The sequence below is a fragment of the Nocardia sp. CDC160 genome (assembly GCF_035818795.1).
Lineage (GTDB): Bacteria > Actinomycetota > Actinomycetes > Mycobacteriales > Mycobacteriaceae > Nocardia.
Genome location: NZ_JAYKYT010000004.1, coordinates 1,319,027 through 1,333,019 on the forward strand (window position 1 = coordinate 1,319,027; position 13,993 = coordinate 1,333,019).

Here is a 13,993-nt window from a genome sequence, read left to right on the forward strand (position 1 = left end):
ATTCCGCAGGACTTTCAGACACATTTTCTTTTCAGATTTGGGGATGGGGTGTTGTCGTGGCAGGCCGGGCCGCCAGGCGGATGCGCAGGCCGCCCGGTTGCAGTGCGCCCGCGGGAATCAGGCGCACCGGGCTGGCTGGGACCGGATGGACGGTGTAGCGGGTGAGAATCCAGGCCAGGACCAGGGTGGCCTCGGTCATGGCGAAGGTGTCGCCCGCGCATTTGCGCGTGCCCGCGCCGAAGGGGATGAGGGATTTTCGGGAGGTGGGGTTGGTCGAGAGCCAGCGATCCGGGTCAAAGCGATCCGGATCGGGGAAGGCGTCGCGACGGTGATGCAGCAGATAGGGGCTGTAAACGACGGTCGCGCCCGCGGGGATCGGGTGGTCGCCGAGGGTGGTGTCGGAGGTGGTGCGGCGGGTGAGAATCCAGGCGGCCGGATACTTTCGGAGGGTTTCGGTCAGGACCCGGCCGAGGAATTCGAGGTGCTGGACGTGGTGGTGGGCCGGGGATTCCCCGCCGAGGACGGCGTCGAGCTCGGCATGCACCCGGTCTTGGAGGACGCTGTCGCGGGAGAGTTCGTGCAGTGCCCAGGAGACGGTGGTGGCGGTGGACTCGGTACCGGCGATGAGCATCAGCGTCAGTTGATCGGTGAGCTCTGTCCGGGTTCGCCCCTCCCCTACCTCCGGTTCGGCGTCGAGCAGTGCCGTCATCAGATCGCCACCGGCACAGGCATTGTCGCGTCCGCCGATCATGTCCTCGACCGAGTCACGGAGGCGACGCCGAGCGCGCTCGTACCGCCGGTTGGCGGGCAGCGGCAGACGAACCAGGCTGGGCGGCAGGAACATTCGAATGAAGATGCCCTGGATGTAGGTGGTGATGTCGGAAATGTTGCGCTCCAACACCTTCGGTGGCAGCGCGACGCCGAAGACGAGGAATGCGGCACAGCGTGCACCGATGCGCAGCATGTCGGGAAAGACGTCGATCACCGCGCCGTCGCGCCATTCGTCGACCACGACGGCGGTCTGATCGACGATCGTGCGGGCGTAGCCGGGCATTCGATGCTTATGGAAGACGGGCTGCACCAGTCGGCGCTGCGTGGCGTGGTCAGCGTAGGGGCAGGTGCCGACATTGTTGCCGGTCAACTCGCGCAGGCGAGTGAAAAAGAAGCCGCCCTTGTCGAACGTACGTGGGTCGTGCAGCAGTTCGCGGGTCCGTTCGGGGGTGCAGACGACGTAGAACGCCCCGGCACCCAGACGTAATCGGACGACATCACCGTGTGCGGTGAGAGATCGCAGCAGCGCCAAGGGATCTCGTAGCAAGGCCAGACTGTGGCCGAACAGCGGCAGGGCACCGGGCGCGGTGGGTACCGGCGCGGGGCGGCGGGCATGCGGGCGCGGCAGGGCGATGGACATGACGATCCTCCGGGCGATGGTGGTGAATTCCCCTGATGGGCACGACTGTTCGGCGGTCGACCGCGACCGCTCGGTGCTCGGCCTGAACTATTCGGCGGACAGCAATCTCGGTGAGGTGCACAGCCGGACGGTGTCGGCCTGCGCGTAACGCTCGGAGCGCAGCGACCAGTCGAGATTGCCGCGCATCCAACTCTTCATGCCCTCGACGCACACCCGCACGGCGTGGCGATCGGCGTCGGCCAGCCCGCACCAGTCGGCGCACATGTCCGCCAATTCCTGTTCCGCGCAATGGAACGCGTCGATATCCTCGGCGACCCGCCGATAGACGAGGTCGATCGCGGTCCGCAGATCGCAGCGCCGCTCGGTGGCCACGGCGAGCACGCCATTGCTGACCTCGCCGATGGCCAACTCCTTGCGCAGCGACAGCACATCATTGACCCAGACCACCACGTCGGCGGTGTGGTCGAACATGCGGCGAAAGGGATCGCTGCGGGCGATGATGCCCGGAACCTCCAGCCCGGCAGCGTATTCGAGCAATCTCAGGCACGGCGTGATGCCACCGGACTGGCGGCGCAGCTGCGCGTACGGCAACACCTTGGGGACGTGCCGCGAGCGCCGATTGATCGCCTCGTAGGCGAAGGACTCCATGAAGCCCGCCATATCGTCGACGAAGCGCAGTCGCCACGCGACACTCTGCGGACCGGCCAGCAAACGCCAGACCGCGGCCAACTGCCGAACCAGTCCGGCGTCGTAATCGCCGGTCTGGCAACCATCCACGGGCAGGGCGGCCAGCACCTGCGCCAGCGCCCGCTCGTGGCCGTGGGTGGCGGCGCCGCCCGGACCGTCGTACCAGTCGTCGATGACGAAGGCCCAGGTGAACCACCCGGCCAGGGCCTCGAGCCGATCCTCTCGCACGAAGGGAAAGGCCCGGGCGACCAGTTCTCCCAATCGAGTTCCGGCCAGTCGCTCGCGTTGGCGCGGCGTCTCCAGCAGCTCGAAGGCATCCGCCCAGTCGAGAATGAGCCGTTCCAGACGGGCGCGATGCGGTGAGATTCGGGCGGGCAGGGCGAAGAGCGGATGCTCGGGAGGCGGTAGGCAATCGAGTTCGCGGACATCGACCGCGGTGGTGGAAACCGACATGGAGCCTCGATTCCGAATGAACGGGAGCTATTGCGCCGCACGGTGGTTCGACCATCCGATCATGTAGCGCTATGAATAACCATAAGTTTGCTAGATCTAGATCGAACAGCCTGGTTTGGGCCACAGACCTGCCAATTTGGGACTCCCTTTCGCCCGTTGTGGGCGAATCGCCAGTGCCGAACGCGCCAACCTCATGGCGAACCTGGCGCAATCGATGGACGTTGGCGCGATCCGTACTGTCGAGCGCATCCGGTGACGACAACGCTGAACCGCGTGACCGACCACGCGACCGGGGGGCTGCTGCAGATTCGTTCCATCACCAACACGGCCCTGCTCGTCGACTTCGCGATCGGGCACGGGCTCTCGCTCGAATCCGCCCTACGCCACACCGGAATTCACGAGCGCATGCTGATGAGCCCGGACGGGTACGTCACCCAGGATCAGGAAATCGCAGTCATGCGCAATATCATCCGCCACGTCGGCGACGAACCCGGGCTGGGCCTGCTGGCCGGAGTCATGTGCCAGCCGCCGCTGCTGGGCGCGCTGGCCTGCGCGATCATGAGCCAGTCCACCGTCCGCCGCGCGCTCGAGGTCGGACTGCGCTACGCGGACCTGTCGTGTTCGTTCGCGCGCTATTCGGTCGAACAGCACGATGACGAGATCTGGCTGGTCCGTGACGATTCCACCGTGCCGGAGGATCTGCGGCGCTTCTCGCTCGAGCACGACCTCGGCGCCCTGGCGTGCATCCAGCGCGAAATGCTGCCGTCGCGGTGGCGCACCAAGCGCGTCGAGGTCACCGTGGCCGCCCACCCGATCTACGACGGCTTCGCCATGGTGCTCGGCGTGCCCGAGCTGATCTGCGACGCGCCGCGCACCCTGATCGTCTTCGGCGCGGAGCTGCTGAACCTGCCCATGCCGCAGGCCAGCCCGATCACGGCGCGCCGATACGAAAGCCAGTGCGCCGCAATGCTCCAGCGTCGTCTGGACCAGAACGGTGTCAGCGGCCAGGCCCGGGGCCCGGTGATCCGCGGCGCTCGCCGTCTGGCGCTGGTCACCGGGGTCTAGGACGCGCCGTGACTCGCTCCGTACATCACCTGCCGGTGGGCGAAGGACTCCCACCGCCGCGACGCGCGCCGAACCGATTCCGGCCCCGCGTATCCCAGCAGCTCGGCCTGGCGCGCCAGCCCGAGACGTTCGCCGTGGGCGTCGGCGCGGCGCAGGCGTTCGAGTCGGGCCCGGTCCAATTCCTGCCGCCAGCTGGTGCCGGATTCCAGGAGTCGGCGCTGCAAGGTCCGGCGGCTCACCGTGAGTCGGCGCGCCACCGCGTCGAGCGAGACGTCGCCCGCGTCCAGTGCGTCGGCGAGCGTCTCGGCCACGCGATCGACCCAGGCGGTGGCCAGGGGTGGTGGCGGGGGCACGGTGGCGGCGATCTGTTCGAGAATGCGGCGCAGGATGGGATCGGCGGTGGTCAGCGGAATTCCGAGGTCCGCGCCGCGCAGAGTGATCGAATCCTCCGAGGCCCCGAATTCGATTGCGCGCGTGCCGAGCAGGTCGTACATATCGGTGTAGTTGCGTGGGGCCCGCTGCCGCAGGCGCACCCGCACCGCGTCGAAGGTGCCCGCCGCGACCCGGCGGGGTCGGCCGAGCAGGGAGCTCACGCCCCACAGGTGGGTGAGATCGCGGGCCCGGTCGTCGCCTTCGACGATCTCGAGTCCGACGGTGACATCACCGTTGTCCTCCTCGGTGAACGACAGCCGGTGATTCGTGCTGATATCGCTGATGTACGGGCCGACCGTGGCGAGACCCTCGCCAATGGTCGCCGAGGTGGAGAACAGGTAGTCGCACAGGCCACCGGCCCCGAGCGTGAAACGACATCCCACGCGAACCGGAAGAATCGGATCGTCGAGGGCCTTTCCGGCGACCTCCCACAGACGGCAGTACACCGAACTCGGAATCTGGACATCGCCGTCGTCCAAGCTCCAGGCGGGCAATCCAGCTTCCCGTAGCAACCACTCGGGCTCCAACCCATTGGCAGCCACCTGTTCAATGGCGAACCGGCACAACGAAAGGCGGTACGTGGTCTCCAAGGCCCCTCCGGCCAAGCGCAGAGAAACACCAACGACAACGAAAATCTAGTCGCCCGAGCAAGATCGGGTGACCACATCGGGAGAGCGGATGCGATTTGTCCGCAACGCGTCAGCGGAGGGGATCCGATGTGGGCTCCCGATCGTGCGGGATGCGCGGCGCGCGGGCGTAGTTCTTTCGATCTACATCCGGGGAGCTACCGCGCGATGGCTAATAGTGGGCGAATGGCTGATGTGCGAGGAGGTCTGCCCTCGGTAGCGTCGAACGCATGATCACAACCCTCCTCGCAGCGACCGACACCGGCACCGGCGAATCCGTGGCATCGGTGGTGTTCGTCATCGGCGTCCTCGCCGTCGCCCTGGCCGCCGTCGTGCTGTTCATCGCGGCACTGGTGAGCGTGGTGCGTTCACGCACCTATGCGGCGGGCGGCAAGGCGATCTGGGCCCTGTTGATCCTGGCGTTCCCGTTCCTGGGTCCGGTCGCCTGGTTCCTGTTCGGCCGCAAATCCACCTTGCTGAACCCGATCCAATATTCCTAGCGATTCCTAGCGGGCCTGCTGGACCACGGCCGAAACGGTCGTGGGCTGGCCGATTTCCCGCTGCGCGTCCGGGATCACGACATGACCGGCGAATCCGCCGACAATGAACGCGCCAATAACGATGCCCGCGATTTTCGAATTGATTCGGCGGGGCTGCTGAACGGCGAACAGGCCGAAATTCTTTACCGAGCCACGTGTCTGGTCGTACATGGTTCCTCCAAACTGCTGGGCCGCCCCGGCGCGGTGGTTCCGTGCCGTCGAAATACCCAATGTCTCTCTCCGACTGTGTTTTCGGAGTTCGAGACCTCAACGCGAATTACGGTCCTAGTAGTACCACGCCGATGGGCCGATATCCATGGGTATTCCAGGTCACAATCCGCCCGGTTCGCTCTCGCAGATCCCCTGCAAGGGGACCCTTTCGTAGGTCGTCGCCAAACCGCGGACCACCACCGGATGCGCGGTTCGGAGAATCACACCAATGAATAAGGGAATTCGCTATGCGGAGGCGTTCGCGCGTGTGCACGACATCACCCTGTGGCGCGACACACGTCCGGAGCGCACACTGGTGAACGTAGAGCCGAATTCCTCCCCCGGAGTTGATGCGATGGCAACCAACGGCCCCTTCGGAATCGATCCCGAAGACTTCGAACGCGCCCTCCGCGAGGCGGGCGTCGACCTCCGAGACCTCCTCGGCAAAGCCTCCGACTACCTCGACCGCACCACCACCAACCCCCTGACCTCGCTCCTCGGTCTGCTGGTCCAGCCCGAACGAGCCCCCAAACGCGAGGGACCCACCACCGGCGAATCCGGCGACGGCGTCTGGGCCGTCTACGTCCTCGACGATTCCGGCACCGCCACCGTCGACCAGATCTTCCCCACCGAACTCGAGGCCCTGCGCGCCCACCGGGACAACACCGACCCCCACCGCCGGGTCCGTTTCCTCCCGTACGGTGTCCCGGTCAGTGCCCTGGACGAATTCACAAAGCCCGAGCCGCCCCAGGACTGACCCTCACTCGGTGACGAGCAGCGACTCCAACACGTGCGAGACCAACTTCGCGAGACACTCGAGCGAAGGATCGGCCCCCAACGCCGCCACATCCGCCTGAATCGCCTCCGGCAGCCCCGCGTCCACCCCGGAGGCGATATCGTTCGCCATCCACTGCACCTCGGAATCGGTCACGAACCCCAGCGACTCCAGCGCCTCCCGCGCCGTCTCGGTATCCAACTCCGGCCCCGCCGCCGCCCGCACCGCCGCGGCCGTCGGCTCATTGACGTGCTCGGCAATGGTCTCCAAGAGACCCTGTAAAGGCTCGACATCGGTCATCTCGATCGATTACCCACCCGGCAATCGAAGAAACTGCTGCCTCTACGCCGCCGATGTTGAATGTGCGTTCGATGAGCTATGCTGTGCGGCGATGACTACCGGGACGGCCTTGCGCCACACACGGATTGGTGACCCGGTGCTGTTCTGAGCACCGTGCGGGCTCCCCCGTCGTGTTGATCACAACCTCGACAGATCAACCACGACAGGAGAATTCATGCCCATCAAGTCACTGCTGATCCCCACTCCGGACGGTCGGGCCGACGGTTTCGCCGCCTTCCCCGACGACGGCGAACGCCATCCGGGGGTACTGATGTACGCCGACGGCTTCGGTTTGCGCCCCGTCCTGCGCGACATGGCCCGCGAACTGGCCGACCACGGCTACTACGTGCTCGTCCCCAACCTCTTCTACCGCCACGGCCCGGCACCGGTGATCGACCTGCCCGCCCACATCGACGCCGACACGCGCCCCGGCATCTTCGCAGAGCTGATGCCCATGATCGAGGCGCACACCCCCGACCGCATCCTGCGCGATGCCGACGCCTACCTCGACTTCCTCACCACGCAGCCCGAAGTCAGCCCGGGACCGGTCGCGGTGACCGGCTACTGCATCGGCGGCCTCCTGGCGACTCGCACCGCCGCAGCCCACCCCGATCAGGTGGCCGCCCTCGCCGCCTTCCACGCCCCCGTGGCCGCCGCCGGACCCGATGCCCCCGCTCAGATCAAGGCCCAAACCCACTTCGGCCACGCCGCAAGCGATCTGACACCCGACGACCTGAACGACCTCAACCAAACCCTGACCGCCGCGGGCCTGACCTACACCTCGGAGATCTACCCCAACACCATCCACGGCTTCACCATGTCCGACACCGACTCCTTCAACCCCTCAGCCCTGCAACGCCACTGGTCCCGCCTACTCCCCCTCCTCGACCGCGCCTTATAGGCACGGCAACCACGGTGCCGCACTGACCACCCCGGTCAGCGCGGCTCCCGCCGATCTCAGAGCGACGTGCCGGTCGAAACACAGCTATTCGTCGCAGGGTTGTACGCCTGGAAAAACAGCGTGCACCCGTGCAGCACATCATCGAGAGCGAAAGAGCCGGTGGAGGATCCGGTCGAAGCAGCCGCTCCGGCCACCGGCGCAGTCGGCTCCTGCACAATCGGTGCCGCAGCAGCGGTACCGACCACGGTGGCAAACCCGACCGCCGCCGAAGCGACGGCAAGCGATCCACGAATCATATTGCGCGCGTTGACCAGTGACATTACTTGTCCCCTCTGGGAGCGATTACCGAACAGAGTGACGAACACTCGTGTTCGCACACCGTACAGCAAGTGACCCACTCCCACTTCAGATCTCGTAGGCGACTGTGCTCGGGTCCGGTGCCAGCAGGAGTTCCGGGGTGAGGCAGCACTGGCGGGTGACGAGGGCGGCCGCGCCGCGGACGACGGCTGCGCTGCCCAGAGGGGAGGCCGCGAGGGTGATTGGGCGTTTGGGGGCGGCGAGGATGCCGGTGATGAGTTCGGCGCGGACGCCGGGGGCGAGGTCGTCGAAGAAGGGTGGGTAGCTGCCGCCGAGGATGATTGTGCCGACGTCGCAGAGGTTGACCAGGGAGGCCAGGGCGACGCCCAGGGCCGAACCGGCGCAGTTGACGGCGGAGCGGGTGTGGGTGTTGCCTGTGCGCAGGGATTCGCACAGGGCGTCGAGGTTGGGTTCGCCCGCGGCGGTGAGGATCGCCTGGAGACCGGCGTATTGCTCGACGCAGCCTTGGCTGCCGCAGGTGCAGGGGCGGCCCGCGCGCTCGATGACGACGTGGCCGAGTTCGCCCGCGAAGCCGCTGCCGCCGCGAAACAGGGTGCCGTCGAGGATGATTCCGGCGCCGATGCCGACATCGCCGGAGACGTAGACGAAGTCGTCACCGGCCAGGCGGCGGGGCCACACGTGGGCGAGGGCGGCGAGATTGGCCTCGTTGTCCACCAGCACCGTCGGCGTCGCGAGCGCGGCCGCCAGGCGATCGCCGATCCTGATGCCGGTCAGCGCGGGGACATTGGGCGCGTGTACGACCGTGTCCTGGTGCACGATGCCCGGTACGGCCAGCCCGATTCCCAGTGCCTCGCGGCCGGATTCAGCGAGCGTGGCGCGGATCAGCTCGGCGAGGCGGTCGATCAGATCGTCGGCGGTGCGGCGGCGGTTGTCGAGGTCGACGCGTGCTTCGGCCGCCGTCGACCCGTCCAAGCGCTGCACGAGGACGGCGAGGTGTCGCACATTGATTTCCGCGCCGACGGCCACCGGGGCCTCGTCGGAGAATCGCAGTGGCCGCGAAGGGCGGCCGCGACCGCTGTTCACCAGGTCGTCCTCGGCCAGAATCCGTTGTCGCAGCAGCGGTTCCACCAGGTTGGCGATCGTGGCCTTGGTCAGGCCGATGCGCTGGGCGAGCTCGGCGCGCGAGGCCGGGCCGTCCAGCAGGGCCGTCAGCAGGGCCTGCAGGTTTCCGGTGCGCACCTGCCGCAGGTGAACGGGGCCGGGCGGCGGCGTCATCGCTCGAGATACTTCGACTGGGCCGACAGGTACCGCTCTCGCACCGCGTCCACCGCGAGGGCCTCGTAACGCCTTGCCGCAGACGCGGGTTCGGGCCAGGACGGGATCTCGGTGCCACCGTGCAACGCCCAGGCGGCCTGGCGGGCGGCGCCCTCGGCGACGTATTCGCCGGGCTCGGGCGCCAGCACCGGCACCCCGAACACCGTGGGTGCGATCTCCCGCACCGCGGGCAGCGCGGCCGCGCCACCGATCAACCGCACGGTGGTGATCGAAACGCCCTGGGCGGTCAGGGCTTCCAACCCGGCAGCGATCCCGCACAGCATGCCCTCCACGGCGGCGCGGGCGAGATTGGCCCGTGTCGTGGTGGCGGTGGTGAGGCCGTGCAGGGCTCCGGTGGCGGTGGGCAGGTTGGGGGTTCGCTCTCCGTCGAGGTACGGGACCAGCACGACACCCTCCGCCCCGGGCGGGGCCGACAGGGCGAGATCGCTCAGCTTCCGCAGTCCGACACCGAGCAGATCGGCGGCGGTGTCCAGCACCCGCGCGGCATTGAGGGTGCAGACCAGCGGGAGATAGCGGTCGGTGGCATCGGCGAAACCGGCGACAATGCCGGTCGGGTCGGCCGGGCGCACGGCCGAGTCCGCCGATACCACGCCCGAAGTACCCAGCGAGACAACCACATCCGTGCCCGCCGCCAAACCGAGCCGGGCCGCCGCATTGTCGCCCGCACCGACGGCCAGCAGCGGACCGGACGCCGACGCCGTCGACTCGCTAGGGCCCATCACCTCGGGGAGGAGCAGATCGCTTCGACCACAGGCCAATTCGAGCAAGTCCCGACAGTATTCACCGGTGCGGGAATCGAAATAGCCGGTGCCCGAGGCGTCCGAGCGGTCGGTGGTGAGCTGCTCGAGTCCGCCGCCGCGCAATCGCCAGGTCAGCCAGTCGTGCGGCAGGCAGACCGCGGTGGTGCGGGCGAGGTTGTCGGGCTCGTGCTCGGCCAGCCAGCGCAGCTTCGTGACGGTGAACGACGCCACCGGCACCGATCCGGTGCGCTGCGCCCAGGTCGGCGCGCCCAGTTCGTCGACCAGGTCGCGGGCGGCATCGGCCGATCGAGTGTCGTTCCACAACAGTGCGTCTCGCACGACCTGCCCCGCCTCGTCCAGGCACACCAGACCGTGCTGCTGTCCGGCGATACTGATCGCCGCCACATCCTCGAGGCCGCCCGCGTCGTCGAACGCTTCGTGCAGCGCAGTCCACCAGTGCTCCGGATGGACCTCGGTGCCGGGTGGATGCGCCGCCCGGCCGAACCGCACGGCCCGTCCGCTCTCGGCGTCACGAATGACGACCTTGCAGGCCTGGGTGGAGGAGTCGACCCCCGCTACCAGTGTCATCGTGCGCCCAGCAGGTGTTCGAGCGCCAACTGGTTCAAGCGGACGAAGCCGTAGCCGCGTTCGCCGACCCGGTCCGGGTCGAAATCGGCTGCCGGATCGGCCAACAGGTCGGTGTAGTGCTCACCCGGGGACAGGGTCGGGGTGTGCAGGGTGTGCACCCCGGCCTCCGAAAGCGCCTGCTGCACTTCGGGATCCGCGCGGAAGGCGCGGGCTCGCTCCTTGAGCAGCAGGTAGGTGCGCATATTGGCGGCCGCGGAATCCCAGACGCCCTCGATGTCCTCGGTCCGCGAGGGTTTGTAGTCGAAGTGGCGCGGACCGTCATAGGCCGGTTCGCCGTTCGGCCCGCCGTTCTCCAGCAGGTCGACCAGGCTGAACGCGTTCATCAGATCGCCGTGGCCGAAGACCAGATCCTGGTCGTATTTGATGCCGCGCTGCCCGTTCAGGTCGATGTGGAACAGCTTGCCCTGCCACAGCGCCTGCGCGATGCCGTGCGCGAAGTTCAATCCCGCCATCTGCTCATGCCCCACTTCGGGATTGACCCCGACCAGCTCCGGATGCGCGAGGGTGGTGATGAACGCCAGCGCGTGCCCGACGGTCGGCAGCAGGATGTCGCCGCGCGGCTCATTGGGCTTCGGTTCGATCGCGAAGCGCAGGTCGTAGCCCCGGTCGCGCACGAATTCGGTGAGTACGTCGAGGCTTTCGCGGTAGCGGTCCAGCGCCGCGCGCACGTCCTTGGCGCTGTCGTATTCCGCGCCCTCGCGCCCGCCCCACAGCACATAGGTCCGCGCCCCGAGCTCGGCCGCGAGCTCCACATTCCGCAACACCTTGCGCAGCGCGAACCGGCGCACGCCCCGATCGTTGCTGGTGAATCCGCCGTCCTTGAACACCGGATGGGTGAACAGATTCGTGGTGACCATCGGCACCACCATCCCGGTCTCCGCCAACGCCTTTCGCAGCCGCTCGATACGCCGCTCCCGCTCCCCCGCGTCCGCCCCGAACGGAATCACGTCATCATCGTGAAAGCTGATCCCGTACGCCCCCAACTCGGCCAGCCGATGCACCGCCTCCACCGCATCCAGTTCGGGTCGAGTGGCATCCCCGAACGGATCCCTCCCCCGCCACCCCACCGTCCACAATCCGAACGAGAACCTATCCGCTTGCGTCGGCGTAACCATGACCATCCTCCACTTTGTTCAGACATTGAACTAAGTGCTCGGCAGCCTACTCACCACCCGCCCAGAAGTTCTGGAAATCGCCAAAATGGCTCGGTTCGGAACCAGGGCCACTCGGTTCAGAACCACGACCATGGGCGCACTCGATTGGCCAGATCGATCAGGTCGAAGCGGTGCTGCGGGCGGGTGGCGGTCCACGCCACCGCGCGCAACGCCGCCTCCACGCCGCGGCGCAACCCTCGCTCGGTTGCCGGATAGCCCAGCACCGTGCGGTCCGTCGCGCCGGTCAGCGCTCCGCAGCGGAGCGCGGCCAGGGCGGCGCTGAGGACGATGACTCGCAGTCGCCGGGCCCGGGATCCGTCGGGCAGCGCCTCCAGGCACTCCGCGGCGCGCTGCACATGCCGCGCACGCAGTTCGGTCGGCGGTCGCGAGACCGCCAGCAGCGCCGCGGTCATCCCAGCCAGCTCGGCCAGACCACTCGTCGGCGGTACCGACGCCAGCGTCGCGACGGCTTGGTCGAGGTCGCCCGCCTCGATACGGCAGCGAGCCGCGCCGAAGGCCGCGCTCTCCATCCCGCGGTCGATGGCCCATACGGCTCGGTAATGCTCACGCGCCGTTGCGCGCCAACGCGATTCGTCGGCGTCGTCCTGGGCTTGCAGCTCCGCGGCCGCACCCAAGGCCATCATCGGCGCGATCTCGCCGGGCAGCGCCCCCCGGACGGCGTCGAACAGCTCATAGGCCGACGCGTAGCGCCCCTCCAGCAAGTCGGCCACGGCCCGATACCAGTCCAGGCGCCAATCCATTTCGGCCGCCGTGCCGTCCAGCCGAGCCATCGCCTCGCGGGCCTCGGCGAGTTTCCCGAGGTCCAACTGCGCCCGCACCTCGGCGAGGGCGGCCTCGTGGGCGAACGAGACCGGTGGTGTCAGGACCCCGGCGGCGGCCGATTCCCTGTAGACGCGCAGCATGTCCAACGCACGCTCGGGATCCTCGTGCAGCAGTGGGGACAGCAGCTCGGCGCTGGGGTCGTCCGGATCGATCAGCGGAACGGCCAGTGCGGCAACGACATCCGGTGACCGCAGCAGTGGCGCGCGGGCGACACCGTCGGCCAGGCCGTCGGTGGGCAGCAGCAGCACCTCGGTACCGAAATCGGCTCGCGCGGGACCGAATACGGTCGAGATCTGGGGAATGCCGCGCCCGGTGTCGGCGGCCAGCACCGCCCGCAGCACCCCGGCCGCCTGGCAGTACATGTCGTACATCGACGAAAAGCGTTGCGCCGGATCGGGATCGGTGGCACGCATCAGCAGGCGGTGAAACGCCGGATACCGCCGCAGCGCGCTCGCCCGATCCGGCGACGGCAGGCCCGGCAACCGGTTTCCGTGCCGATCCAGCGGCATCGGCAGGGTCAGCGCGGCCAGGGTGCGACCGACGGCGTAGATGTCGGCCGCGACGGAGGGACCGGTCTCGGTGTATTCGGGCGCCTGATAACCCACCGTCCCGTACAGGCTGCCGCCGGAGCCCAGCGCGGCCACCGCACCGAGGTCGATGAGCCGGACCTCACCGTCCCCGACCATGATGTTGTCCGGTTTCACATCGTTGTAGCCCAGTCCCAGCCCGTGCAGATAGTCCAGGGCGGGCAGCACCTCCATCACGCAGGCCAGCGCCTCGGCCACCGAAAATCGCTCGGGCGCACGATCATCCAGCAGGACGCGCAGGGATTGGCCGCCGATGTACTCCATGACGATGTACCCCGACACCACGCCGTCCTCGGAACGGTGCTGGACGAAGTTGAAGATCTTCACGATGCTGGGGTGCGCCAACTCCGACAGGAACTGCCGCTCGGCGACCGCGACGATCCGCGCCTCCATGTCGCCGGGGTTCTGCAGGCCTTTCAACACCACCCACCGCCTGCTGACATTGCGGTCCCTGGCCAGATAGATCCACCCCATACCCCCGTAGGCCAGGCACCCGTGCACATCGTATTGATCCGCGACCACGGTCCCCGGCCGCAGCGGAGGCCGGAAGTTGAACCGGGTGCCGCAGCGCGCACAGTTGCCGGTCGGCCCGGCATCCAGTTCGCGGCCGACCGGGTGGCGGCATTTCCAGCAGAACCGCTTGTCCTGGGGCACTTCGGGATCGACCGGCACGGCGGCGGCCGGATCGATCGTCGGCACCGTCGGCAGCGGCACCATCCCGGTGCCGAGTTGCTGCCGCACGGCCCGGAACCGCGCCGCTCGCCCCGAGCCCACGGTGCGTTCACCACCGATCCCCGCGCCAGCGACCGCGGAGGTGACCTCCACGCCGCGCTGCGCGATGGGACCGGAAGTGACGGAAATATCCGACATGAGCACCTCGACCCGTGAACCGACACCTACCCCGGAACCCGAACCGCTCCACCGCGTGGA

At 67.9% G+C, this 13,993-nt stretch carries 14 protein-coding genes; 4 read left to right on the top strand and 10 right to left on the bottom strand.

Annotated features, from left to right (window positions below):
• Window positions 1-31: 31 nt before the first annotated feature.
• Window positions 32-1,411, bottom strand: a complete 1,380-nt coding sequence (locus VMT40_RS27540; RefSeq protein ID WP_326361677.1) for a cytochrome P450 — start codon at window positions 1,409-1,411, stop codon at window positions 32-34.
• Window positions 1,412-1,498: 87 nt separating this feature from the next.
• Window positions 1,499-2,551, bottom strand: a complete 1,053-nt coding sequence (locus VMT40_RS27545) for a terpene synthase family protein (protein WP_326361678.1) — start codon at window positions 2,549-2,551, stop codon at window positions 1,499-1,501.
• 273 nt (window positions 2,552-2,824) lie between these two features.
• Between VMT40_RS27545 and VMT40_RS27550 the strand changes: the two genes are divergently transcribed.
• The gene (locus tag VMT40_RS27550; protein ID WP_326361679.1) at window positions 2,825-3,616 is read left to right on the top strand and encodes an AraC family transcriptional regulator; all 792 of its coding nucleotides are present in this window, start codon (window positions 2,825-2,827) and stop codon (window positions 3,614-3,616) included.
• On the opposite strand, the gene VMT40_RS27555 is transcribed toward VMT40_RS27550, so the two are convergent.
• The gene (locus VMT40_RS27555; protein WP_326361680.1) at window positions 3,613-4,590 is read right to left on the bottom strand and encodes an AraC family transcriptional regulator ligand-binding domain-containing protein; all 978 of its coding nucleotides are present in this window, start codon (window positions 4,588-4,590) and stop codon (window positions 3,613-3,615) included. The two genes, VMT40_RS27550 and VMT40_RS27555, sit on opposite strands and share 4 nt — an antisense overlap.
• A 314-nt stretch (window positions 4,591-4,904) precedes the next feature.
• Here VMT40_RS27555 and VMT40_RS27560 point away from each other — a divergent pair, with 314 nt between their 5' ends.
• Window positions 4,905-5,174 (top strand): PLD nuclease N-terminal domain-containing protein, encoded by a 270-nt coding sequence (locus VMT40_RS27560; protein ID WP_326361681.1) that lies wholly within the window; start codon window positions 4,905-4,907, stop codon window positions 5,172-5,174.
• A gap of 6 nt (window positions 5,175-5,180) precedes the next feature.
• Here VMT40_RS27560 and VMT40_RS27565 read toward each other — a convergent pair whose 3' ends face one another.
• The gene (locus tag VMT40_RS27565) at window positions 5,181-5,444 is read right to left on the bottom strand and encodes a hypothetical protein (RefSeq protein ID WP_326361682.1); all 264 of its coding nucleotides are present in this window, start codon (window positions 5,442-5,444) and stop codon (window positions 5,181-5,183) included.
• A gap of 334 nt (window positions 5,445-5,778) precedes the next feature.
• Between VMT40_RS27565 and VMT40_RS27570 the strand changes: the two genes are divergently transcribed.
• Window positions 5,779-6,180 (top strand): hypothetical protein, encoded by a 402-nt coding sequence (locus VMT40_RS27570; RefSeq protein WP_442790066.1) that lies wholly within the window; start codon window positions 5,779-5,781, stop codon window positions 6,178-6,180.
• Between the two features lie 3 nt (window positions 6,181-6,183).
• Here VMT40_RS27570 and VMT40_RS27575 read toward each other — a convergent pair whose 3' ends face one another.
• The gene (locus VMT40_RS27575) at window positions 6,184-6,498 is read right to left on the bottom strand and encodes a hypothetical protein (protein WP_326361684.1); all 315 of its coding nucleotides are present in this window, start codon (window positions 6,496-6,498) and stop codon (window positions 6,184-6,186) included.
• A 214-nt stretch (window positions 6,499-6,712) separates the two neighbouring features.
• Here VMT40_RS27575 and VMT40_RS27580 point away from each other — a divergent pair, with 214 nt between their 5' ends.
• Window positions 6,713-7,438 (top strand): dienelactone hydrolase family protein, encoded by a 726-nt coding sequence (locus VMT40_RS27580; protein ID WP_326361685.1) that lies wholly within the window; start codon window positions 6,713-6,715, stop codon window positions 7,436-7,438.
• A 56-nt stretch (window positions 7,439-7,494) separates the two neighbouring features.
• Here the strand turns inward: VMT40_RS27580 and VMT40_RS27585 are convergent, their stop codons facing one another.
• The 5 genes from VMT40_RS27585 to VMT40_RS27605 form a co-directional block, all read right to left on the bottom strand.
• Window positions 7,495-7,758: a hypothetical protein gene (locus tag VMT40_RS27585; RefSeq protein ID WP_326361686.1), complete on the bottom strand. Its 264-nt coding sequence runs from the start codon at window positions 7,756-7,758 to the stop codon at window positions 7,495-7,497.
• 85 nt (window positions 7,759-7,843) lie between these two features.
• On the bottom strand, window positions 7,844-9,031 hold the full coding sequence (locus VMT40_RS27590; RefSeq protein ID WP_326361687.1) for an ROK family protein: 1,188 nt from the start codon (window positions 9,029-9,031) through the stop codon (window positions 7,844-7,846).
• On the bottom strand, window positions 9,028-10,419 hold the full coding sequence (gene xylB, locus VMT40_RS27595) for a xylulokinase (protein ID WP_326361688.1): 1,392 nt from the start codon (window positions 10,417-10,419) through the stop codon (window positions 9,028-9,030). The genes VMT40_RS27590 and xylB overlap by 4 nt, the downstream gene beginning before the upstream one ends.
• Window positions 10,416-11,594, bottom strand: coding sequence for a xylose isomerase (xylA, locus tag VMT40_RS27600; RefSeq protein ID WP_326361689.1), 1,179 nt, complete (start codon window positions 11,592-11,594; stop codon window positions 10,416-10,418). The genes xylB and xylA overlap by 4 nt, the downstream gene beginning before the upstream one ends.
• 116 nt (window positions 11,595-11,710) lie before the next feature.
• Window positions 11,711-13,933, bottom strand: a complete 2,223-nt coding sequence (locus tag VMT40_RS27605) for a serine/threonine-protein kinase (RefSeq protein ID WP_326361690.1) — start codon at window positions 13,931-13,933, stop codon at window positions 11,711-11,713.
• Window positions 13,934-13,993 lie beyond the last annotated feature (60 nt).